Here is a 20,615-nt window from a genome sequence, read left to right as displayed (position 1 = left end):
TCGCCAGCAAGCTGGCTCCCACATAGGCTAGAACAGATCGATCGGGTCGACATCCAACGACCAACGCACGGCGCGGCCGCTGGGCATCTGTTCCAGCGCGTGCATCCAGGTGTTGAGCAGGCGGTGCAGCTGTGCGCGGGCGTTGGCCTGCACCAGTAGCTGAGCGCGATAACGGCCGGCGCGGCGCTCCATCGGTGCGGGTACCGGGCCGAGCAGCTCGATGCCACTGAGTTTTAGCTCGCCCAGGAGCAACTCTGCTTCCGTACAGGCGTCGTCGAGAAAGCTTTCTGCCTGCCCCGGCTTATGCGCCTCGGCACGCAGCAGGGCGAGGTGGCAGAACGGCGGTAGGCCGGCACCGCGCCGTTCGCTGAGGGCCTGTTCGGCGAAGGCGAAGTAGCCCTGTTCGGTCAGCTGCACCAGTAACGGATGGTCGGCCAGGTGGCTCTGGATAATCACCCGGCCCGGCTCTTCGGCGCGGCCGGCACGGCCGGCCACCTGGACGATCAGCTGGGCCATGCGCTCGCTGGCGCGGAAGTCCGCCGAAAACAGGCCGCCGTCGGCATCGAGAATCGCCACCAGGGTGACGCGCGGGAAGTGGTGACCTTTTGCGAGCATCTGGGTGCCGACCAGGATGCACGGCTCACCGCGCTGCACGGTGTTGAACAGGGTGGTCATGGCCTCCTTGCGCGAGGTGCTGTCGCGGTCGACGCGCAAGACCGGCACGCCGGGGAAGAGAATCTCCAGGCGTTCTTCGGCGCGCTCGGTGCCGGCACCGACCGGGCGCAGGTCGACGTTGTTGCACTTCGGGCAATTGCTCGGTTGGCGCTCGACGTGGCCGCAATGGTGGCAGCGCAGTTCACGCGAGCGTTGGTGCACGGTCATCCGCGCATCGCAACGCGGGCATTCCGACAGCCAGCCGCAGTCGTGACACAGCAGGGTTGGGGCAAAGCCACGGCGGTTGAGGAATACCAGCACCTGCTGGCCGGCCTGCAGGGTCTGGCCGATGGCCTGCTGCATCGGCCCGGAGATGCCGGAATCCAGCGGCCGGCTTTTTACATCCAGGCGCAGAAAGCGCGGCTGCTTGGCGCCGCCGGCGCGCTCACGCAGGTGCAGCAGCGCGTAACGGCCGCTGTGGGCGTTGTGCAGGCTTTCCAGCGAGGGTGTGGCCGAGCCCAGGACGATCGGGATGTTTTCCTGGTGGGCGCGCACCACTGCCAGATCGCGCGCGTGATAACGCAGGCCTTCCTGCTGCTTATAGGAGGCGTCGTGTTCTTCATCGATGATGATCAGCCCCGGTCGCTGCATCGGGGTGAACAGCGCCGAGCGGGTGCCAATGATGATGTCGGCCTCGCCATCGCGCGCCGCCAACCAGGCATCCAGGCGCTCGCGATCATTCACCGCCGAATGCAGCAGGGCGATGCGCGCGTTGAAGCGCTGCTCGAAGCGCGCCAGGGTCTGCGGGCCAAGGTTGATCTCCGGAATCAGCACCAGGGCCTGCTTGCCGGCCTCCAGGGTTTCGCGGATCAGCTGCAGGTAGACCTCGGTCTTGCCGCTGCCGGTGACCCCGGCCAGGAGAAAGGCGTTGAAGCTGCCGAAACCCGAACGGATTGCTTCGCTGGCTGTGCGCTGTTCGGCGTTCAGCGGCAGTTCCGGTTGCGCCAGCCAGTTGGCGTGGCGCTCGCTCGGTGCATGGCGGCGCACGTCGACCTTAACCAGGCCCTTTTCCAGCAGCAGGTCGAGGCTGTCCTTATTTAGCTGCAGCTTGCTTAGTAGTGGATGAGCGACGCCGTGGGGATGCTGGGCCAGGGTTCTTAGCGCGTCACGCTGGCGAGGGGCGCGGCTCAGGCGTGGATCATCAAGCTGCGCGCCCTGCGTGACCGACCAGAAGCGCTGCTGGCGAACTTCCGCCGGTTCGCCCTGGCGCAGCAGCACCGGCAGCGCCCAGCTCAGGGTGTCGCCGAGGCTGTGCTGGTAATACTGCGCGGTCCACAGGCACAGCTTGAACAGCGCGGGCGGTAGCGGCGATTGGGCGTCGAGCAGTTGCAGGGCGGGCTTGAGTTTGTCTGCGGAGATTTCGCTGTGCTCGGTCACCTCGATAAGTATGCCGATCATCTCGCGTCGACCAAAGGGCACACGCAGCCGCGCACCTGGCTGCAAGGCGCTGCGCGGCACACCGGGCGGGGCACGGTAGTCGAACAGGCGTCGCAGTGGCGAGGGCAGGGCGAGGCGCAGAATCACGTCGGGCACGCAAAGGCTCCAGTGGCGAGGCCGCGATCTTAGCATGCAGCCAGTCGACGGCCGGCCTTGCGTCGCTGCGGTGCTCTGGTATTATCGCCGGCCTAATTCCGTGCGGTACCTGACAATAGTGTTTGGTGGCGGCACGACAGCCCTGAGGAATCACCATGAAAGCCGATATCCACCCGAACTATGTAGCCATCACCGCCACTTGCAGCTGTGGCAACGTGATCGAAACTCGCTCCACCCTGGGCAAAGCGCTGAGCCTGGACGTGTGCAACGAGTGCCACCCGTTCTACACCGGCAAGCAAAAAATGCTGGATACCGGCGGCCGTGTTGATCGCTTCAAGCAGCGTTTCGGCATGTTCGGCGCCAAGCAGTAAGCTTGCGCGCAGCGACGCAGACCCCCATGGGTTGCATCGCCCTACTGAAAAAGGCGTCCCTTGTGGGCGCCTTTTTCGTTTTCGGCGTTTATGCAGGCGCCGCCCTGGCGTTCTGCCCGGCGCCGGGCAACGTGCCCAGCGTCAAGGTGCAGCGCGTGGTGGATGGCGACACCCTGCGCCTGGTCGATGGGCGCAGCGTGCGTTTGATCGGTCTAAACAGCCCGGAGCTGGGTCGCCAGGGTCGCTCTGCCGAACCCTTCGCTGAAGCCGCACGCAAACGCTTGCAGGCTCTGGTGACAAGCAGTGATGGGCGTATCTCGCTGCAGCTCGGCCAACAGGCCAAAGATCACTACGGCCGTACCCTGGCGCACGCCTATGATAGCCGTGGGCGTAATCTTGAGGCGCAGTTGCTCGCTGAGGGCCTAGGCTATCTGGTGGCTGTGGCGCCTAATCTGGCGTTGGTGCAGTGTCAGCAGGCTGCCGAGCGTAGAGCCCGGCAGGCGCGTGCCGGGCTCTGGCAGCGTTCGCCGGTGCAGGCGCCCAAGCAATTGAAAAGCGGCGGTTTTGTCCTGGTTCAGGGGCAGGTCCAGCGTGTCGAGCGTAATGGCGGCGGGTTGTGGCTGGAAATGGGCGATTCGCTGGTGCTGCATATCGCGCCCCGGGCGTTGGGCAACTTTGATCTGCGTGCTGTCCAAGGGCTTGCAGGGCGCAAGGTCGAGGCTCGTGGCTGGGTGATTGACCGCGCCAAACGTGGCGGTTTGCGCGCGGGGCAGGCGCGCTGGATGCTGCCGTTGACCGACAAGGCCATGTTAGAGGTGTTGCCATGATCCTGCGCGTACTGACGTTACTCCTCCTGCTGCAATTAGCGGGTTGCGCAGTTAATCCGGCCGCCGGTCGTAGCAACTTCGTGATGATGAGCGAACAGCAGGAACTCGATCTCGGCCTCCGGCCAGTAGGAAGTCAATCGCGAGGCCTTTCTCCCGTCTCTGCAAGGGCTGCTGAATAACCTCTACTCGTCAGGTCAGCCATGTGCTGGCGACTGGCTGAAAGTCGTGCGATAGGGCCTGCGTGCGCATACGGACTTGCCAGTCTTGTGCAGCTGTATACAACTTGCGTATCCTCGGCCGCCTGCCTGTTCAACAGCCCAAAGCGGAAATGCCAACATGTCTGATTTGAAAACAGCCGCTCTCGAATATCATGCCCACCCCCGTCCGGGTAAGCTGAGTGTCGAGCTAACCAAGCCCACCGCAACCGCACGCGATCTGTCCCTGGCCTACAGTCCGGGCGTCGCTGAGCCTGTGCGCGAAATCGCGCGTGATCCGGAGCTGGCGTACCGCTATACCGGCAAAGGCAACCTGGTGGCAGTCATTTCTGACGGCACCGCGATTCTGGGGCTTGGCGACCTGGGCCCGCTGGCGTCCAAGCCGGTAATGGAAGGTAAAGGCGTGCTGTTCAAGCGCTTTGCCGGTATCGATGTATTCGACATCGAAGTCGAGTCTGAGAGCCCGCAGGCCTTTATCGACACCGTACGTCGTATTTCCATCACGTTTGGTGGCATCAATCTGGAAGACATCAAAGCCCCTGAGTGCTTTGAAATCGAACGCACGCTGATCGAACAGTGCGACATTCCAGTGTTCCACGATGACCAGCACGGCACCGCTATTGTCACTGCAGCCGGCATGCTCAACGCCCTGGAAATCGCCGGCAAGAGCCTGCCGCAAGCCAAGATCGTCTGCCTGGGCGCTGGTGCTGCCGCCATTTCCTGCATGAAGCTGCTGGTGAGCATGGGTGCCAAGGTCGAGAACATCTTCATGATCGACCGCAAAGGCGTGATCCACGCTGGCCGCGACGACCTGAACCAGTACAAGGCGGTATTCGCCAGCGAAACCGACAAGCGCACCCTGGCTGACGCGCTGGACGGTGCTGACGTATTCGTCGGCCTGTCGGGTGCCAACCTACTGGCGCCGGAAGACCTCAAGCGTATGGCGCCGAGCCCAATTGTGTTCGCCTGCTCCAACCCGGACCCGGAAATCAAACCGGAACTGGCCCATGAAGTGCGTAATGACGTGATCATGGCCACTGGTCGCTCCGATTACCCGAACCAGGTCAACAACGTATTGGGCTTCCCCTTTATCTTCCGTGGTGCCTTGGACGTTCGCGCGACCCGCATCAACGAAGAAATGAAGATCGCTGCAGCCCTGGCCCTGCGTGACCTGGCCAAGCTGCCGGTGCCGCAGGAAGTCTGTGACGCCTACGGTGGCATCGCCCTGTCGTTCGGCCGCGAATACATCATTCCAAAGCCGATGGACCCACGTCTGATCACTGTGGTCTGCGATGCCGTGGCCAAAGCTGCGATTGAAAGCGGTGTGGCGACTCTGCCCTATCCGAAGCACTACCCGCTGCAGTCGGTAAACGACGTGTTCAACGGCTAAGCGTTCAGCTCAAGAGCAATAAAAAACCCGCTTCGGCGGGTTTTTTATTGGCGCAATTTTGCGCTTTTCAGGCTGTCGCTATAGGCGTCTAGTCGTTTAGAACAGGTCGATTGGCGCGGACTCATCAGCCGGTAGCGGGCTACCCGGTATATACGTGCCTGGCTCAAACTCGCCCATGGGTGGCGGCGAGTCTTCACTTTTGAACAGCTCGAAATAGGCGTTCGGCGTATCGGGTGTGGCCGCACGGCCGCTGTGTGGGTCGATGCGTAAGGTTAGCAGGCCTTCGGGTTCTGCCAGCGAGTGACTCGGCTTGTCCTTCAGGGCAGCGGCCATATAGCTCATCCAGATCGGCAGGGCCACGGTGCCGCCATACTCGTTGCGGCCAAGGCTTTCTGGTTGATCGAAACCGGCCCAGACCGTGGTGATGTAGTCCGCGTTATAGCCGGAGAACCAGCTGTCTTTCGACTCGTTGGTGGTGCCGGTTTTTCCTGCAAGGTCATCGCGGCCCAGGGCCATGGCACGGCGACCAGTGCCGCGCTTGATCACGTCCTGGAGCATGCTGGTCATGATGTATGCAGTGCGCTCGTCGATGATCTGCTCGGCAAGCACCGGCTCCGATGGTGCTGGCTGCTCGCCGACGCTGAGTTGCACGGCGTTGCTATGTTCTGCGCGCTGGGCAATGCCGGTCGGGGTTTGCGCGGGGTTGGCATTGAACAGCTGCTTGCCAGTGCGGTCTTCGATCCGTTCGATCAAATAAGGCTCGGTCTTGTAGCCGCCGCTGGCAAACACGCTCCAGCCCTCGGCGATTTCCATTGGCGTGAGGCTCGCGGTGCCCAGCGCCAGGGATAGATTAGGCGGCAGGTCCTTCTTCTCGAACCCAAAGCGCTCGATATAGCTCAGGGTGCTGGTGATGCCGAGGTCCTGCAGTAGGCGAATGGATACCAGGTTGCGCGAGCGGTACAAGGCTTCGCGCAGGCGGATCGGGCCGAGGAAGGTGTTGTTGTCATTCTTCGGTCGCCATACCTGCGACAGTGCATCGTCAGCGAACACAATCGGCGCGTCATTCACCAGGGTGGCGGCGGTGTAGCCTTTATCCAGCGCGGCGCTGTACACAAAGGGTTTGAAGCTCGAACCCGGCTGGCGCTTGGCTTGTGCAGCGCGGTTGTAGTTGCTCTGCTCAAAGGAGAAGCCGCCGACCAGGGCGCGAATGGCACCATTATTCGGATCCAGTGATACCAGGGCACTTTGCGCTGCGGGCAGCTGAACGAAGCGCAGGCTGCCGTCCTCCTGGCGTTGCACGCGGATCATGTCACCGGTCTGGCTGACATCGGCGGGCTGCTGCGGGCGGGGGCCTAGGCTGTTGGTATTCAGGAATGGGCGCGCCCATTTCATGCTGTCCCAGGCTACGGCGTGTTCTTCTCCGTCACGCAGCAGGACCATGATCCCGCTTTTTTCCACGCCTGTGACAATGGCCGGCTCCAGGCCGCCGAGAGAGGTTTGCTTGTTTAGCTCAATCTGCCAATTTTCCTTGGCCATGCCTGGCAGTCGGCTTTCCGGGCCGCGATAGCCGTGGCGCTGATCGTAAGCAATCAGGCCTTCGCGGACTGCCGAATTGGCGGCGAGCTGCAGCTCGCTGGAGACCGTAGTGGTGACGTTAAAGCCATCGGTATAGGCCTCGCTGCCGTATCGCCCGACCATTTCAGCGCGCGCCATTTCGGCGATATAAGGCGCTACCAGTTCGGGCGTTGGGACGTGGTAGCTAACATTAATTGGCTCGGCGAGTGCTTCTTCGTAGCGCTGCCGGTCTATACGACCAAGACTGTGCATGCGTCCGAGAATCCAGTCGCGGCGCTCCATCGAACGGGTTGGGTTCACCAGGGGGTTGAAGCGTGAAGGGGCTTTTGGCAGGCCGGCAATCATGGCCATTTGGGCAAGGCTAGCCTCGCGAATAGATTTTCCGTAGTAAACCTGGGCGGCAGCCTCGATGCCGTAGGCGCGGTTACCGAGGTAAATCTTGTTCACGTAAAGTTCAAGAATTTCGTTCTTACTGAGCTCCCGTTCAATTTGCAGAGCTAGAAGTATCTCGTTGATCTTGCGCGAAAAACTTCTTTCGCTAGTGAGGAAGAAGTTCTTCGCCACCTGCATGGTAATGGTGCTGCCGCCGGTTTGAATTTGCCCGCTTTTCAAGATTTGCGTTGCAGCGCGCATCAGGCTGGTAAGGTCGACGCCATAATGGTTGGCAAAATTGTCGTCTTCGGCTGCCAGTAAGGCGCTGATGAAGTCCTGGGGGATATCCGCAAAGGCGATTGGCGAGCGCCGCATTTCCCCAAATTCGGCAATCAGCTTGGCATCGCTGCTATAAACGCGCAGGGGAATCTGCAGCTGAATGCTGCGCAAAGATTCGACGGATGGGAGGCTAGGGCTAAGATAGAGGAAGGCCCCGCTGAAACTGAGCACCAGGCCACAAAAAGCGGCGAGGCAAGACCAGCAAAAAAAACGCAAAAGACGCATCAAGATTTTTGGATTTCCAGATAAAAGAACGGGTTAAGCGAAACGCAAGGTTAAAAGAGAAAAACTGATCACATTATAAGCGGTTTTTTTGCTGGGTAGCCATTTGCGCTTCTGTCAAGACTGTTATTTAATGTGAAAAAACATAAATAGTCCGTAAGTCGCGGATGCCAATAGGAAATCGGTCGTGCTAGGGCTCTTCAATAAGAAAGCGAATACGCTACTCGGGATCGATATCAGTTCGACCTCCGTCAAGCTCCTCGAATTGAGCCGCTCCGGAAGCCGCTACAAGGTAGAGGCTTACGCAGTCGAGCCGCTCCCGCCAAACGCGGTGGTCGAAAAGAACATCGCCGAGCTGGAAGGAGTGGGGCAGGCCCTTTCACGCGTGCTCGCCAAAGCCAAAAGCGGTGTAAAAACTGTGGCAGTAGCGGTGGCGGGTTCTGCGGTGATTACCAAGACCATCGAAATGGAAGCTGGGCTTTCTGATGATGAGCTTGACAATCAACTGAAGATTGAGGCCGACCAGTACATCCCCTATCCGCTGGAAGAAGTTGCCATCGACTTCGAGGTGCAGGGTGTGTCCGCGCGCAATGCTGATCGTGTCGAAGTGCTGCTTGCCGCTTGCCGCAAGGAGAACGTTGAAGTCCGCGAGGCGGCTTTGGCACTCGCCGGCCTTACCGCCAAAGTGGTCGATGTTGAGGCTTATGCGCTTGAGCGGGCATACGGACTGTTGATTGATCAGCTTGGTGGCGATCGTGATGAGCTGACCGTTGCGGTTGTCGATATTGGCGCAACCATGACCACGCTCAGCGTCCTGCACAACGGTCGCACTATCTATACCCGTGAGCAGCTGTTTGGCGGTAAACAGCTCACCGAAGAAATTCAACGTCGTTATGGCTTGTCCGTGGAGGAAGCTGGTCTTGCCAAGAAGCAGGGCGGCTTACCGGATGACTATGACAGCGAAGTGCTGCAGCCATTCAAAGAGGCCGTGGTTCAGCAGGTTGCTCGCTCCCTGCAGTTCTTCTTCGCCGCAGGTCAATTTAATGATGTCGATTACATCCTGTTGGCTGGCGGCACCGCGTCTATTCCAGATCTTGATCGTTTGATTCAGCAGAAAATCGGTACCCAGACATTGGTTGCCAATCCATTCGCTGAAATGGCGCTGAGCGGCAAGGTCAACGCTGGGGCGCTCGCCAGCGATGCGCCAGCCTTGATGATTGCCTGTGGTCTGGCGATGAGGAGTTTCGACTAATGGCGCGGATTAACCTTCTACCCTGGCGCGAGCAACTACGCGAAGAGCGCAAGCAGCGCTTTTTGGTAACGCTTGCTGGTGTCTTTGTTGTGGCTGCTGGCGCTGTATTTCTCGGCGATCAGTATCTCAGTGGGGCAATAGAGCAGCAGAATGCCCGAAATGAATTTGTTCGTAAGGAAATTACTGTTCTTGACACGCGAATTAAAGAAATCAGTGAGCTGAAAACCCGTCGTCAACAGCTTCTTGAACGAATGAAAATTATTCAGGATTTGCAGGGCAATCGGCCGGTTATTGGGCGCGTCTTCGATCAGCTAGTTAGAACCCTGCCAGATGGCGTGTATTTTACGGGCGTGAAGATGACTGCAAAGAATATTGCAATCGTTGGCGCAGCCGAGTCAAACAATCGTGTATCTAATTTGATGCGTAATCTCGATTCTTCTGGTTGGTTAACTGCTCCAAATCTGACTGAGGTGAAGTCTGTTACGGCGGGTGCGGTTGATCAGGCAAATATATTTAAGCTAAGTGTTCAGCAAACCCTACCTGAGCTGACGACAGAGGAGGCTAAGCAATGAGCCTTAGTGATTCGCTGGAAGGTCTGCGCAAAATTGACTTTAGCGATCTTGATTTTAATAACGTTGGTTCATGGCCTGCAGCAGTAAAAGTTATTGCTGGTTTTGTCTTGTTTGTAGTTATTGTGGCTTTGGGTTACAACTTTCACTTGAAAGACCTACAGGCTCAGTTGGAAATGCAGCAGAGCCAAGAGGTGTCCCTTAAAGAGCAGTTCTCCAGTAAAGCCTACCAGGCAGCTAATCTAGATGCATATAAGGAACAGATGCAGGAAATGGAGGTTTCGTTCGGCGCTTTATTAAAACAGCTGCCCAGTGATACTGAGGTTCCGGGTCTGCTGGAAGATATTACTCGGACAGGCTTAGGCAGTGGTCTGGAGTTTGAAGAAATAAAGCTTTTGCCCGAATCTATGCAGCAGTTTTACATAGAGCTCCCGATTCAGATAAAAGTAGTGGGTACTTATCATGATCTTGCTACTTTTGTTAGTGGTGTGGCGAGCTTGCCTAGAATTGTTACCTTGCATGATTTTGATCTTGTCCCGGTTGAGGTTGATGGGGTTACAACACTGAGGATGAGTATCTTAGCGAAAACGTATCGTTATAACGATAAAGGGGTGGCGAAATGAAAATTTATTTACCCTTTCTGTTTTTTTCTGTTTTGTTGGTTAGCGGTTGTGGCGCTAGTCGAGACTTTTCTGATCTGCAAGCTTATATGGACGAGGTGCGTGCCCGCCCTAAGGGTTCAATTGAGCCGTCACCGAAATTTCAGCCATATGAAAGTTTTACTTATGGAGCTGCTTCCCTGCGCAACCCCTTTCAGCCGCCCGTAAAAATTGATTTGGCTAGTCGCCAGAAAGGCTCAGTTGATGTCAAGCCTGATGAGTCAAGGGTTAAGCAGTTTCTCGAGGACTTCAATATAGAAACGTTCCAGATGGTTGGGACGTTAGCCAATGACAGTGGCACCTTTGCTTTGATTGGCGGCTCCAGCGGCGTTCACCGGGTACGCGTGGGTGACTATTTGGGCCGTAATCACGGCCGTATTTTGGCCATTGATGATGCAAGAATTGATGTTGTTGAGATTGTCCCAGATGGTGAGGGCGGTTGGTTGGAGCGCCCGCGCAGCCTCTCCCTTAAGGAGCGCTCTTAATTGAGTGAATTAGCTATGAAGAAAAATAATCGGTCTGCCCAACGGAACCTTCTAATGAACAGCTCTTTTTCGCGCCTTAGCCATTCTCTATTGGCAGTATTTTTCTCACCTTGTCTATTGGCCGCTGATTTGCAAGCACTTGATGTGGCTGCGTTGCCTGGCGATAGAGTGGAGTTGAAGCTGACTTTTGATGAGCCCGTGCTTGCACCCCGAGGCTATACAATCGAGCAGCCAGCGCGAATCGCTCTTGATTTGCCTGGTGTTGCAAACAAGCTAGGCGTGAAGAATAAAGAGCTTGGTGTGGGCAATGCACGAAGTGTGACTGTGGTTGAGGCTAAGGATCGCACCCGTTTAATTATCAATCTTACTGATTTATCGCCATATAGCACTCGGGCTGAAGGTAATACGCTTTTTGTAGTTGTGGGGGAAGGTACCAGGCCCACGCCTGCTGCACTTTCGCAGGCAATTGCTCCTGTTTCTGCGCCTTCAAAAATTTATGCATCGCAAGAAAGAGCCATTAGTAATATAGATTTTCAGCGGGGTGAGCAGGGCGAGGGTAATGTTGTTATTACATTATCTGATGCATCTGTGAACCCTGACATTCAGGATCAGGGCGGTAAAATTCGATTGAATTTTGCTAAAACACAGCTCCCCGAAGCGTTGCGCGTTCGTCTGGATGTTAAGGATTTTGCAACGCCAGTGCAGTTTGTGAGCGCTGCAGGTTCTAATGGTCAGGCAAGTATTATTATCGAGCCGACAGGTAGTTATGATTATCTTGCCTATCAAACAGATAATAAGTTGACGCTAAGCATCAAGCCTTTGACCCAGGACGAGGTCGACAAGCGTAAAAGTGAGAGCTTTGCCTACACAGGCGAAAAGCTTTCTTTGAATTTTCAGGATATTGATGTTCGCTCGGTGCTGCAGCTAATTGCTGATTTTACTGATTTGAACTTAGTGGCCAGTGATACTGTCAGTGGCAATATTACCCTGCGCTTGCAAAACGTGCCTTGGGATCAAGCCTTGGACTTGGTTCTAAAAACGAAAGGATTGGACAAGCGTAAGGTCGGTAATGTGCTGTTGGTTGCTCCGGCTGACGAAATCGCCGCACGCGAGCGTCAAGAGCTTGAATCGCAGAAGCAGATTGCCGAGCTGGCTCCTTTGCGTCGGGAGTTGATGCAGGTTAATTATGCGAAAGCATCGGATATGGCTAAGTTATTTCAGTCCGTAACAAGTGCGGATGGCACTGCAGATGATCGAGGTTCTATAACTGTAGATGATCGTACTAACAGTATTATTGCCTACCAAACACAAGATCGTATTGATGAACTCCGTCGTATCGTTGCCCAATTAGACATTCCTGTGCGCCAGGTCATGATTGAGGCGCGTATCGTGGAAGCCAACGTGGGTTATGAAAAGTCCTTGGGTGTTAATTGGCGCGGTGCCAGGGTCGGGGATGGTAATTTTGTTGCGGGCGGACGCAGTAACGCCCGCCCCGGCTCGCCGGGTTATGGTCAGAACGCAGGAGTTCAAAATCCATTGCCAGCGCTTGGTAACTTTGTTGATCTTGGCGTGGCTGGCTCTTCCGGTATAGGTATTGGGTTTATTACCAATAACACCATTCTTGACCTTGAGCTATCCGCCATGGAAAGCACAAATAATGGCGAGGTGGTTTCTCAACCAAAGGTTGTGACGTCCGATAAAGAAACTGCCAAGATTATCAAGGGCACAGAAATTCCTTATCAGGAAGCCTCTTCCAGTGGTGCAACGAGTACCTCATTCAAGGAGGCGGCGCTGTCGTTAGAAGTGACGCCGCAGATCACGCCAGATAATCGCATTATGATGGAAGTCAAGGTTACGAAAGACGCACCTATAGGTGCGGGTGATGGTGTTCCTGCAATCGACAAAAATGAGGTGAATGCCAAGGTTCTTGTCAATGATGGCGAAACCATTGTGTTGGGCGGTGTGTTCAGTAATACCCAGGTTAAAGATGTTGAAAAGGTGCCTTTCTTGGGTGACTTGCCCTTTGCTGGGCGGCTTTTCCGTAGTGACGTTGTTCGGGATACTAAGACAGAGCTGCTTATCTTTATCACCCCGCGCATCATGAACAACCAAGCCATCGCGGTGGATCGTTGATTCAGTGCGAAACTTGATCCTCGTTGGCCCGATGGGGGCTGGTAAAAGTACCATCGGGCGTTTGCTTGCTAAAGAGTTGCGGTTGCCGTTCAAAGACTCTGATAAAGAGATTGAGCAGCGTACGGGTGCGGATATTCCTTGGATCTTTGATGTTGAGGGTGAGCAGGGGTTTCGTGAGCGTGAGCAGGCGGTAATCGCAGAGCTTTGTGATGTGAACGGTATGGTTTTGGCCACCGGTGGTGGCGCGGTTGTGCGTGCAGAAAACCGTGTTGCCCTAAGGCGTGGTGGTCATGTGGTTTATCTGCATGCATCCGTCGAGCAGCAGGTTGATCGTACTTCGCGTGATCGCAATCGTCCGCTGTTGCGGGCGGTAGATCCGGGTAAGGTTTTGGCTGATCTGTTGGCTGTTCGTGATCCGCTCTACCGTGAAATCGCTGATGTGGTAGTCGAAACCGACGAGCGTCCGCCTCGTTTGGTGGTGCAAGAGATCCTTGAGCGTCTTGAGGCGCTTTCTCCCCGTTAAAGCGCAGGCTGAACTGCGCTATCCTAGGGCCCTTTTTAACCTGGGGGCTTTATGCAAACTCTTCATGTCGATCTTGGTGAGCGCAGCTACCCGATCTATATCGGTGCTGAGCTGTTGTCCCGCGATGATTTGTTGGCGGCGCACATTGTGGGTCGGCAAGTCGCGATAGTGACCAATGAGACAGTTGCTCCCCTTTATCTTGCTGCGCTTGAGCGTTCGCTTGCAGGGTACGCCGTTACCTCCATAGTTTTGCCTGATGGCGAGAGTTATAAGACCTGGGAAACTCTGCAGCTGGTTTTTGATGGATTGCTCGGCGCACGGCATGACCGGCGCACGACTGTTATTGCGTTGGGCGGCGGAGTAATTGGTGATATGGCGGGGTTTGCTGCGTCCTGTTACCAGCGCGGTGTGAACTTTATCCAGGTGCCGACCACGCTGCTGTCGCAGGTCGATTCATCGGTTGGTGGCAAAACCGGCATCAACCACCCATTAGGCAAGAACATGGTGGGTGCCTTTTACCAACCGCAAGCCGTGTTGATTGATACCGCCACGCTGGCTACCTTGCCTGCGCGTGAGTTGTCTGCTGGTTTGGCTGAGGTGATCAAATACGGTTTGATCTGCGATGAGCCATTCCTATCCTGGCTTGAGGAGCATATGCCTGCATTGCGTGCCCTTGATCAGGAGGCCCTGACCGCAGCAATTGCTCATTCCTGTGCGGCCAAGGCTCGTGTTGTCGCAGCGGATGAGCGCGAATCGGGGGTGCGCGCCACGTTGAATTTGGGTCATACCTTCGGTCATGCCATCGAGACTCATCAGGGCTATGGCGTCTGGTTGCATGGTGAGGCAGTGGCGGCTGGCACCGTTATGGCGTTGGATATGTCCGAGCGCCTTGGCTGGATTAGTGCGGCTGAACGTGAGCGCGCCGTTCGGTTGTTTGTTGCTGCGGGCTTGCCGGTTACTCCGCCTGAGGATATGACGCCTGAGGACTTTATGGAGCATATGGCGGTCGACAAGAAGGTCCTTGATGGCAAGCTGCGCCTAGTGTTGTTGCGCGGCTTGGGTGAGGCGGTTGTAACCGGTGATTTTCCCCGGGAAATTTTGAATGCCACGCTGAGCGCAGATTATGCGACGCAGCTGGCTCAGCTTAAAAATTAACGAGTGTCCCATGACCAGTCTGCATGCTGACGAGGCGTTTCTCGATCATTACCACTTTACTCACGACCCCTTTGCTTCTCGGGTACCGGGGTTCAAGTTTTTTCCGGCGCAGCGTAAGCCGGTGCTGGGCCAGCTGCATCACCTGGCGCGCTATAGCCAGCTGTTGCTGGTGGTCAGTGGCCCGGATGGCAGTGGTAAAACCCTGCTGCGCCAGGCGCTGGTAGCCAGTACTAATAAGCAGGCTGTGCAGAGTGTGGTGGTGTCCGCCAAGGGTGCTTCGGACCCTGCAAGCATTTTGCGTCAGGTCGCGCAGGGGCTGCAGGTGCAGCGGCCGGAGTTGCCGGCCATTCTGGCGCAGGTCGGGCAATTAGCGCTGACCGGGCAGGAAGTCTACGTGCTGGTTGATGATGCCGAGGATCTCAGTGATGCGGCGCTGACCAGCTTGCTGAGTCTGGCTGTCGGCAATGCTGAAGGTCGCCCTCATGTTTTCCTGTTTGCCGATTCGCAGCTGCTGCCACGCCTTGAGCATGTGGCGGCGGGCGATGAGTGCTTTCACGTCATCGAGTTGCAGCCTTATAGCGAGGATGAAACGCGCGAGTATCTGGCTCAGCGTCTTGAGGGGGCGGGGCAGGGTATTGAGGTTTTGAGTGATGAGCAGATTGCGGATATTCATGAGCAGTCTGCTGGTTGGCCAGGGGTAATCAATCAGGTCGCGCACGAGTCGTTGGTTGAAGCAATGCTGGCGCAGCGTGGCGCGGCGAGTCGTGGAGGTTTTGCTTTCAACTTGCCGCGCAAGCATTTGCTGGCTCTGTGTGTGGTGGCTATCGGTGTGCTGGCTGCCTGGTTTATGCAGGGGCGAGTGGTTGAGGATGTTGAGGCGCCGGTAATTGCACAGTTGCCACTCGGTGAAGCGCCTCCGCCTGCGGTGGTTGCGGAACCGGCCGCTCCTGCTGCTGCGGTTGCACCCGCGATTCAGTTCGAGGGTGCCAATCAGCCACTGCCGCTGCCTTTAGTGGGTGAGGCGCAGCCCGTTATTCGTGAGCCTTTGGCGCAGGCGGCTAGTTTGAGTGGTGCGGAAGAAGCTGATGCTGCGGGTGCTTCAGGTGCTGCGGATGTCGCGCCTGAGCCGGCTGCGGCGGCAAGTGCTCCGGTTGCGCCTGTGGTGTCTGAGCCGGCCAGGGTTGCACCTGTGGTTGCTCCGCCGGCTGCGCCGGTGGTCAAGCCGGTTGCGCCAGTGGTGGCCGCAGTGCCGCCGCCAATTAAGCCACAAGCACCGGTCGCTGCGGTCAAACCTGCCGCTGGTGGTGATTGGTATGCCGCGCAGGCGGGTTCGCGTTATACCCTGCAGATTCTCGGGGCTCGATTGGAAAGTGGTGCGCAGGCTTTTGTAAAAGCCAATGGTGCGGACTACCGCTATTTCAAGAAGCAGCACCAGGGTAAGCCGCTGTATGTGGTGACCTATGGCAGCTTTGCCACGCGTGATGCGGCGCAGGCGGCCTTGCGGGCCCTGCCTGTCAAGGTTCAGGCTGGTAAGCCTTGGCCGCGTAACTTCGCGGGCATTCAGCAAGAGATTGCCCAGGCGCGCTAGCTGATACACTTCAGCGCTTGCGCTGACCGGTCGGTCGCTACCACGACCTTCCGGTCTTATCCTTCGTTTTCGCGACATATTTTTTCACGGCTTCGTCACTAAGGTTTGTGACGGCCTAGGTCGGTATGTACAATGACTGCCCTTTCGCCTGCGCAAAGCTGGGGTTTAGTCCTGCGCGCATGGTAAGTGGTTGAATTAGAAAGTAATTGCCTTGTGATAGGCCGTCTGGTGAGAGTCCCTATGAAAGCAGGTTTGTACCGTCCTGATGAGTTCAAGGATAACTGCGGCTTCGGCCTTATCGCCCATATGCAGGGTGAGGCTAGCCATCACCTGCTGCAGACCGCGATTGAAGCCCTGACATGCATGACCCACCGTGGCGGGATCAACGCCGACGGTAAAACCGGTGACGGTTGCGGTCTGCTGATCCAGAAGCCTGATGCTTTCCTGCGGGCCATGGCCCAGCAGCACTTTGCTGCCGAACTGCCCAAGCAGTACGCCGTGGGCATGGTGTTCCTCAACCAAGACCCGGCTAAAGCCGAAGCCGCCCGCGAAAACATGAATCGCGAGATCCTCGCGGCTGGCCTGAGCCTGGTCGGCTGGCGCAAGGTGCCAATCGACACCAGCGTGCTCGGCCGCCTGGCGCTTGAGCGTCTGCCGCAGATTGAGCAGGTGTTTATCGGCGGCGAAGGCCTGTCCGATCAGGAATTTGCGATCAAGCTGTTCAGCGCTCGCCGCCGCTCTTCGGTGGCCAACGCCGCTGACAGCGATCACTACATCTGCAGCTTTTCGCACAAGACCATCATCTACAAAGGCCTGATGATGCCGGCCGACCTGCAGCAGTTCTACCCAGACTTGGGTGATGAGCGCCTGCAGACCGCCATTTGCGTATTCCACCAGCGCTTCTCCACCAACACCCTGCCGAAGTGGCCGCTGGCTCAGCCGTTCCGCTTTCTGGCGCACAACGGTGAAATCAACACCATCACCGGTAACCGCAACTGGGCGCAGGCACGTCGTCCTAAGTTCGCGAACGACCAAATCTTTGATCTTGACGAGCTTGGCCCGTTAATCAATCGCGTGGGTTCTGACTCTTCAAGCATGGACAACATGCTTGAGCTGATGGTCACCGGCGGCATCGACCTGTTCCGTGGCGTGCGCATGCTGATTCCGCCAGCCTGGCAGAACGTTGAAACCATGGACGCCGACCTGCGCGCGTTCTACGAATACAACTCCATGCACATGGAGCCCTGGGATGGTCCCGCCGGTGTGGTACTCACCGATGGCCGCCATGCCGTGTGCCTCCTCGACCGTAACGGTCTGCGTCCGGCGCGCTGGGTCACCACCAAGAATGGTTACATCACCCTGGCCTCGGAAATCGGTGTGTGGAACTACGCACCCGAGGACGTATTGGCCAAGGGCCGCGTCGGTCCGGGGCAGATTCTCGCGGTGGACACCGAAACCGGGCAGATCCTCGGCAGCGACGATATCGACAACCGTCTGAAGTCGCGTCACCCCTACAAACAGTGGATGCGCAAGAGTGCCCAGCGCATTCAGGCGACCCTGGAAGACCGCGACCATGGTTCGGCGTTCTACGACGTCGACCAGCTCAAGCAGTACATGAAGATGTACCAGGTCACCTTCGAGGAGCGTGATCAGGTGCTGCGTCCGCTGGGCGAGCAAGGTCAGGAAGCAGTCGGCTCCATGGGTGACGACACGCCGATGGCGGTTTTGAGCCAGCGCGTGCGCTCGCCCTATGACTATTTCCGTCAGCAGTTCGCTCAGGTCACCAACCCGCCGATCGACCCGCTGCGTGAAGCCATCGTCATGTCGCTGGAGATCTGCCTCGGTGCCGAGCGCAATATCTTCGAAGAGTCGCCAGAGCACGCCGCACGGGTGATTCTCAGCAGCCCGGTGATTTCGCCGGCCAAGTGGCGCGCCTTGATGAACCTGGATCGCCCAGGCTTCGAGCGTCAGCTGATCGACATGAACTACGATGAGTCGCTTGGCCTGGAAGCCGCCGTGCGCAATATGGCCGATCAGGCTGAAGAAGCCGTGCGCGCCGGTAAGGTGCTGCTGGTTCTGTCTGACCGTCATATCGCCCCAGGCAAGCTGCCGGCCCACGCCTCCCTGGTTACCGGTGCAATTCACCACCGTCTGACCGAGAAAGGTCTGCGTTGCGACTGCAACATCCTGGTCGAGACCGCCACTGCCCGCGACCCGCACCACTATGCCGTGCTGCTCGGCTTCGGCGCCTCGGCGGTTTACCCGTTCCTTGCGTATGAAGTGCTGGGCGACCTGATTCGCACCGGCGAAGTGCTGGGCGATCTGTATGAAGTGTTCAAGCACTACCGCAAAGGCATCTCCAAAGGCCTGCTGAAGATCCTGTCGAAGATGGGGATCTCCACCGTTGCGTCCTACCGTGGTGCGCAGCTGTTTGAAGCGGTCGGCCTGGCCGATGGCGTCACCGAGCTGTGCTTCCGGGGTGTGGCCAGCCGCATCAAGGGCGCGCGCTTCGTCGATATCGAAAACGAGCAGAAGCTGCTGGCGGCCGAAGCCTGGAACGCGCGTAAGTCGATCCAGCAAGGTGGTCTGCTCAAGTTCGTCTATGGCGGCGAGTACCACGCCTACAACCCGGATGTGGTCAACACCCTGCAGGCGGCTGTGCAGCAGGGCAGCTACGAGAAGTTCAAGGAATACACCACCCTGGTCGACACCCGTCCGGTGTCGATGCTGCGCGACCTGCTGCAACTGAAGCTGGCCGATCAGCCATTGGCGCTGGATCAGGTTGAGCCGCTGGGTGAGATTCTCAAGCGTTTCGACTCCGCCGGGATTTCCCTCGGCGCGCTGTCGCCAGAAGCCCATGAAGCCATTGCCGAGGCGATGAACCGCCTGGGCGCGCGCTCAAACTCCGGTGAGGGCGGCGAAGACCCGGCCCGTTACGGCACCGTGCGCAGCTCGAAGATCAAGCAGGTGGCCACCGGCCGTTTCGGCGTGACCCCGGAATACCTGGTCAACGCCGAAGTGCTGCAGATCAAGGTGGCCCAGGGCGCCAAGCCTGGCGAAGGCGGCCAGCTGCCGGGCGGCAAGGTCAACGGCCTGATCGCCAAGCTGCGTTACGCAGTACCGGGCGTGACCCTGATTTCGCCTCCGCCCCACCATGACATCTATTCCATCGAAGACCTGGCGCAGCTGATCTATGACCTTAAACAGGTCAATCCGGCTGCGCTGGTGTCGGTCAAACTGGTGGCGGAAGCCGGTGTCGGCACCATCGCCGCCGGTGTGGCCAAGGCCTATGCCGACCTGATCACCATCTCCGGTTACGACGGTGGTACCGGCGCATCGCCGCTGACCTCGATCAAGTACGCCGGTGCGCCGTGGGAACTCGGCCTGGCCGAAACCCACCAGACCCTGCGCGGCAACGACCTGCGCGGCAAGGTGCGGGTACAGACCGACGGCGGCCTGAAGACCGGCCTTGACGTAATCAAGGCCGCCATCCTCGGTGCCGAAAGCTTCGGCTTTGGTACTGCGCCGATGATCGCCCTGGGCTGCAAATACCTGCGTATCTGTCACCTGAACAACTGCGCCACCGGCGTGGCCACGCAGAACGACAAGCTGCGCAAGGATCACTTCATCGGCACGGTCGAGATGGTGATGAACTTCTTCACCTATGTCGCCGAAGAAACCCGCGAGTGGCTGGCCAAGCTGGGCGTACGTAGCCTGGAAGAGCTGATCGGGCGTACCGATCTGCTGGAAATGCTGCCGGGCGAAACCGCCAAGCAGGGTCATCTGGACCTGACGCCGCTGCTCGGCAGCGACCACATTCCGGCCGACAAGCCGCAGTTCTGCCTGGTTGACCGCAACCCGCCGTTCGACGAAGGGCTGCTGGCCGAGAAGATGGTCGAGCTGGCTAAGCCTGCAATTGAGGCTGCCAGCGGTGCCGAGTTCGAGCTGGACATCTGCAACTGTGACCGTTCCATCGGTGCCCGTGTTTCCGGCGAAATCGCCCGTAAACACGGCAACCAGGGCATGGCCAAGGCGCCTATCACCTTCCGCTTCAAGGGCACTGCGGGCCAGAGCTTCGGTGTGTGGAACGCCGGTGGCCTGAACCTGTACCTGGAAGGCGACGCCAACGACTACGTCGGCAAGGGCATGACCGGCGGCAAGCTGGTGATCACCCCGCCGAAAGGCAGCCCGTTCAAAACCCAGGACAGCGCCATTATCGGCAACACCTGCCTGTACGGTGCCACTGGCGGCAAGTTGTTCGCCGCTGGTACTGCGGGCGAGCGTTTCGCCGTGCGTAACTCCGGTGCGCACACCGTAGTGGAAGGCACGGGCGACCATTGCTGCGAATACATGACTGGCGGCTTTGTCTGCGTACTGGGCAAAACCGGCTACAACTTCGGTTCCGGCATGACCGGCGGTTTCGCCTACGTGCTCGACCTGGATAACAGCTTCTACGACCGCGTTAACCACGAGCTGGTGGAAATTCAGCGGATCAACAATGAGTCGATGGAGGCTTACCGTAGCCACCTGGAGCGCGTGCTTGTCGAGTACGTCCAGGAAACATCGAGTGAGTGGGGCATCAACCTGCTGGAAAACCTGGACGACTACCTGCGCAAGTTCTGGCTGGTCAAACCGAAGGCGGCAAGCCTGAAGTCGTTGCTCTCCAGCACCCGTGCCAACCCGCAATAAGAAT

At 57.9% G+C, this 20,615-nt stretch carries 14 protein-coding genes and 1 pseudogene; 13 read left to right on the top strand and 2 right to left on the bottom strand.

Going from position 1 to position 20,615, the window contains the following annotated elements:
* Positions 1 to 27: 27 nt before the first annotated feature.
* Entirely contained in the window at positions 28 to 2,247 is a 2,220-nt protein-coding gene (locus AC0T4W_RS18860) for a primosomal protein N' (RefSeq protein WP_476321593.1), read from the bottom strand.
* Between the two features lie 155 nt (positions 2,248 to 2,402).
* Between AC0T4W_RS18860 and rpmE the strand changes: the two genes are divergently transcribed.
* The 4 genes and pseudogenes from rpmE (at position 2,403) to AC0T4W_RS18840 (ending at position 5,050) form a co-directional block, all read left to right on the top strand.
* Entirely contained in the window at positions 2,403 to 2,618 is a 216-nt protein-coding gene (rpmE, locus tag AC0T4W_RS18855) for a 50S ribosomal protein L31 (RefSeq protein WP_296216777.1), read from the top strand.
* A 26-nt stretch (positions 2,619 to 2,644) separates the two neighbouring features.
* Entirely contained in the window at positions 2,645 to 3,445 is an 801-nt protein-coding gene (locus tag AC0T4W_RS18850) for a thermonuclease family protein (protein ID WP_476321590.1), read from the top strand.
* Positions 3,442 to 3,567, top strand: a pseudogene (locus AC0T4W_RS18845) (hypothetical protein); the annotation flags it as partial. The gene AC0T4W_RS18850 and the pseudogene AC0T4W_RS18845, both read left to right, overlap by 4 nt.
* A 214-nt stretch (positions 3,568 to 3,781) precedes the next feature.
* Positions 3,782 to 5,050 carry a malic enzyme-like NAD(P)-binding protein gene (locus AC0T4W_RS18840; protein ID WP_476321588.1) on the top strand — a complete coding sequence of 423 codons (1,269 nt, stop codon included), beginning with the start codon at positions 3,782 to 3,784 and terminating at the stop codon, positions 5,048 to 5,050.
* Between the two features lie 96 nt (positions 5,051 to 5,146).
* Here AC0T4W_RS18840 and AC0T4W_RS18835 read toward each other — a convergent pair whose 3' ends face one another.
* Entirely contained in the window at positions 5,147 to 7,564 is a 2,418-nt protein-coding gene (locus AC0T4W_RS18835) for a penicillin-binding protein 1A (protein WP_476321586.1), read from the bottom strand.
* Positions 7,565 to 7,745: 181 nt separating this feature from the next.
* Here AC0T4W_RS18835 and AC0T4W_RS18830 point away from each other — a divergent pair, with 181 nt between their 5' ends.
* The 9 genes from AC0T4W_RS18830 (at position 7,746) to gltB (ending at position 20,611) form a co-directional block, all read left to right on the top strand.
* The gene (locus AC0T4W_RS18830) at positions 7,746 to 8,810 is read left to right on the top strand and encodes a pilus assembly protein PilM (protein ID WP_476321585.1); all 1,065 of its coding nucleotides are present in this window, start codon (positions 7,746 to 7,748) and stop codon (positions 8,808 to 8,810) included.
* Positions 8,810 to 9,382, top strand: coding sequence for a PilN domain-containing protein (locus AC0T4W_RS18825; RefSeq protein WP_476321583.1), 573 nt, complete (start codon positions 8,810 to 8,812; stop codon positions 9,380 to 9,382). Before AC0T4W_RS18830 ends, AC0T4W_RS18825 begins: the two co-directional genes overlap by 1 nt.
* Positions 9,379 to 10,002 (top strand): type 4a pilus biogenesis protein PilO, encoded by a 624-nt coding sequence (gene pilO / locus AC0T4W_RS18820; protein ID WP_476321581.1) that lies wholly within the window; start codon positions 9,379 to 9,381, stop codon positions 10,000 to 10,002. Before AC0T4W_RS18825 ends, pilO begins: the two co-directional genes overlap by 4 nt.
* Positions 9,999 to 10,523 (top strand): type 4a pilus biogenesis lipoprotein PilP, encoded by a 525-nt coding sequence (pilP, locus tag AC0T4W_RS18815; protein ID WP_476321579.1) that lies wholly within the window; start codon positions 9,999 to 10,001, stop codon positions 10,521 to 10,523. The genes pilO and pilP overlap by 4 nt, the downstream gene beginning before the upstream one ends.
* A 54-nt stretch (positions 10,524 to 10,577) precedes the next feature.
* Positions 10,578 to 12,656 (top strand): type IV pilus secretin PilQ, encoded by a 2,079-nt coding sequence (locus AC0T4W_RS18810; RefSeq protein WP_476321577.1) that lies wholly within the window; start codon positions 10,578 to 10,580, stop codon positions 12,654 to 12,656.
* Positions 12,657 to 12,660: 4 nt separating this feature from the next.
* A complete protein-coding gene (gene aroK, locus AC0T4W_RS18805) occupies positions 12,661 to 13,179 on the top strand; it encodes a shikimate kinase AroK (RefSeq protein ID WP_476321575.1) in 519 nt (172 codons plus the stop codon).
* Positions 13,180 to 13,230: 51 nt separating this feature from the next.
* The gene (aroB, locus tag AC0T4W_RS18800; protein WP_476321573.1) at positions 13,231 to 14,334 is read left to right on the top strand and encodes a 3-dehydroquinate synthase; all 1,104 of its coding nucleotides are present in this window, start codon (positions 13,231 to 13,233) and stop codon (positions 14,332 to 14,334) included.
* 10 nt (positions 14,335 to 14,344) lie between these two features.
* A complete protein-coding gene (locus AC0T4W_RS18795; RefSeq protein ID WP_476321571.1) occupies positions 14,345 to 15,922 on the top strand; it encodes an AAA family ATPase in 1,578 nt (525 codons plus the stop codon).
* A gap of 240 nt (positions 15,923 to 16,162) precedes the next feature.
* The gene (gltB, locus tag AC0T4W_RS18790; protein ID WP_476321569.1) at positions 16,163 to 20,611 is read left to right on the top strand and encodes a glutamate synthase large subunit; all 4,449 of its coding nucleotides are present in this window, start codon (positions 16,163 to 16,165) and stop codon (positions 20,609 to 20,611) included.
* The last annotated feature ends 4 nt before the right edge of the window (positions 20,612 to 20,615 follow it).

The sequence above is a fragment of the Pseudomonas sp. C7.1 genome (assembly GCF_056312395.1).
Note: the sequence above shows the minus strand (reverse complement) of the source record. Positions and strands in the feature narration are given on the sequence as shown.

Excerpts from the sequence above, each read along its gene's own strand:
- rpmE (WP_296216777.1), top strand. The coding sequence starts at position 2,403 with ATGAAAGCCGATATCCACCCGAACTATGTAGCCATCACCGCCACTTGC.
- AC0T4W_RS18850 (WP_476321590.1), top strand. The coding sequence starts at position 2,645 with ATGGGTTGCATCGCCCTACTGAAAAAGGCGTCCCTTGTGGGCGCCTTT.
- AC0T4W_RS18840 (WP_476321588.1), top strand. The coding sequence starts at position 3,782 with ATGTCTGATTTGAAAACAGCCGCTCTCGAATATCATGCCCACCCCCGT.
- AC0T4W_RS18825 (WP_476321583.1), top strand. The coding sequence starts at position 8,810 with ATGGCGCGGATTAACCTTCTACCCTGGCGCGAGCAACTACGCGAAGAG.
- pilO (WP_476321581.1), top strand. The coding sequence starts at position 9,379 with ATGAGCCTTAGTGATTCGCTGGAAGGTCTGCGCAAAATTGACTTTAGC.
- pilP (WP_476321579.1), top strand. The coding sequence starts at position 9,999 with ATGAAAATTTATTTACCCTTTCTGTTTTTTTCTGTTTTGTTGGTTAGC.
- AC0T4W_RS18810 (WP_476321577.1), top strand. The coding sequence starts at position 10,578 with ATGAACAGCTCTTTTTCGCGCCTTAGCCATTCTCTATTGGCAGTATTT.
- aroB (WP_476321573.1), top strand. The coding sequence starts at position 13,231 with ATGCAAACTCTTCATGTCGATCTTGGTGAGCGCAGCTACCCGATCTAT.
- AC0T4W_RS18795 (WP_476321571.1), top strand. The coding sequence starts at position 14,345 with ATGACCAGTCTGCATGCTGACGAGGCGTTTCTCGATCATTACCACTTT.
- gltB (WP_476321569.1), top strand. The coding sequence starts at position 16,163 with ATGAAAGCAGGTTTGTACCGTCCTGATGAGTTCAAGGATAACTGCGGC.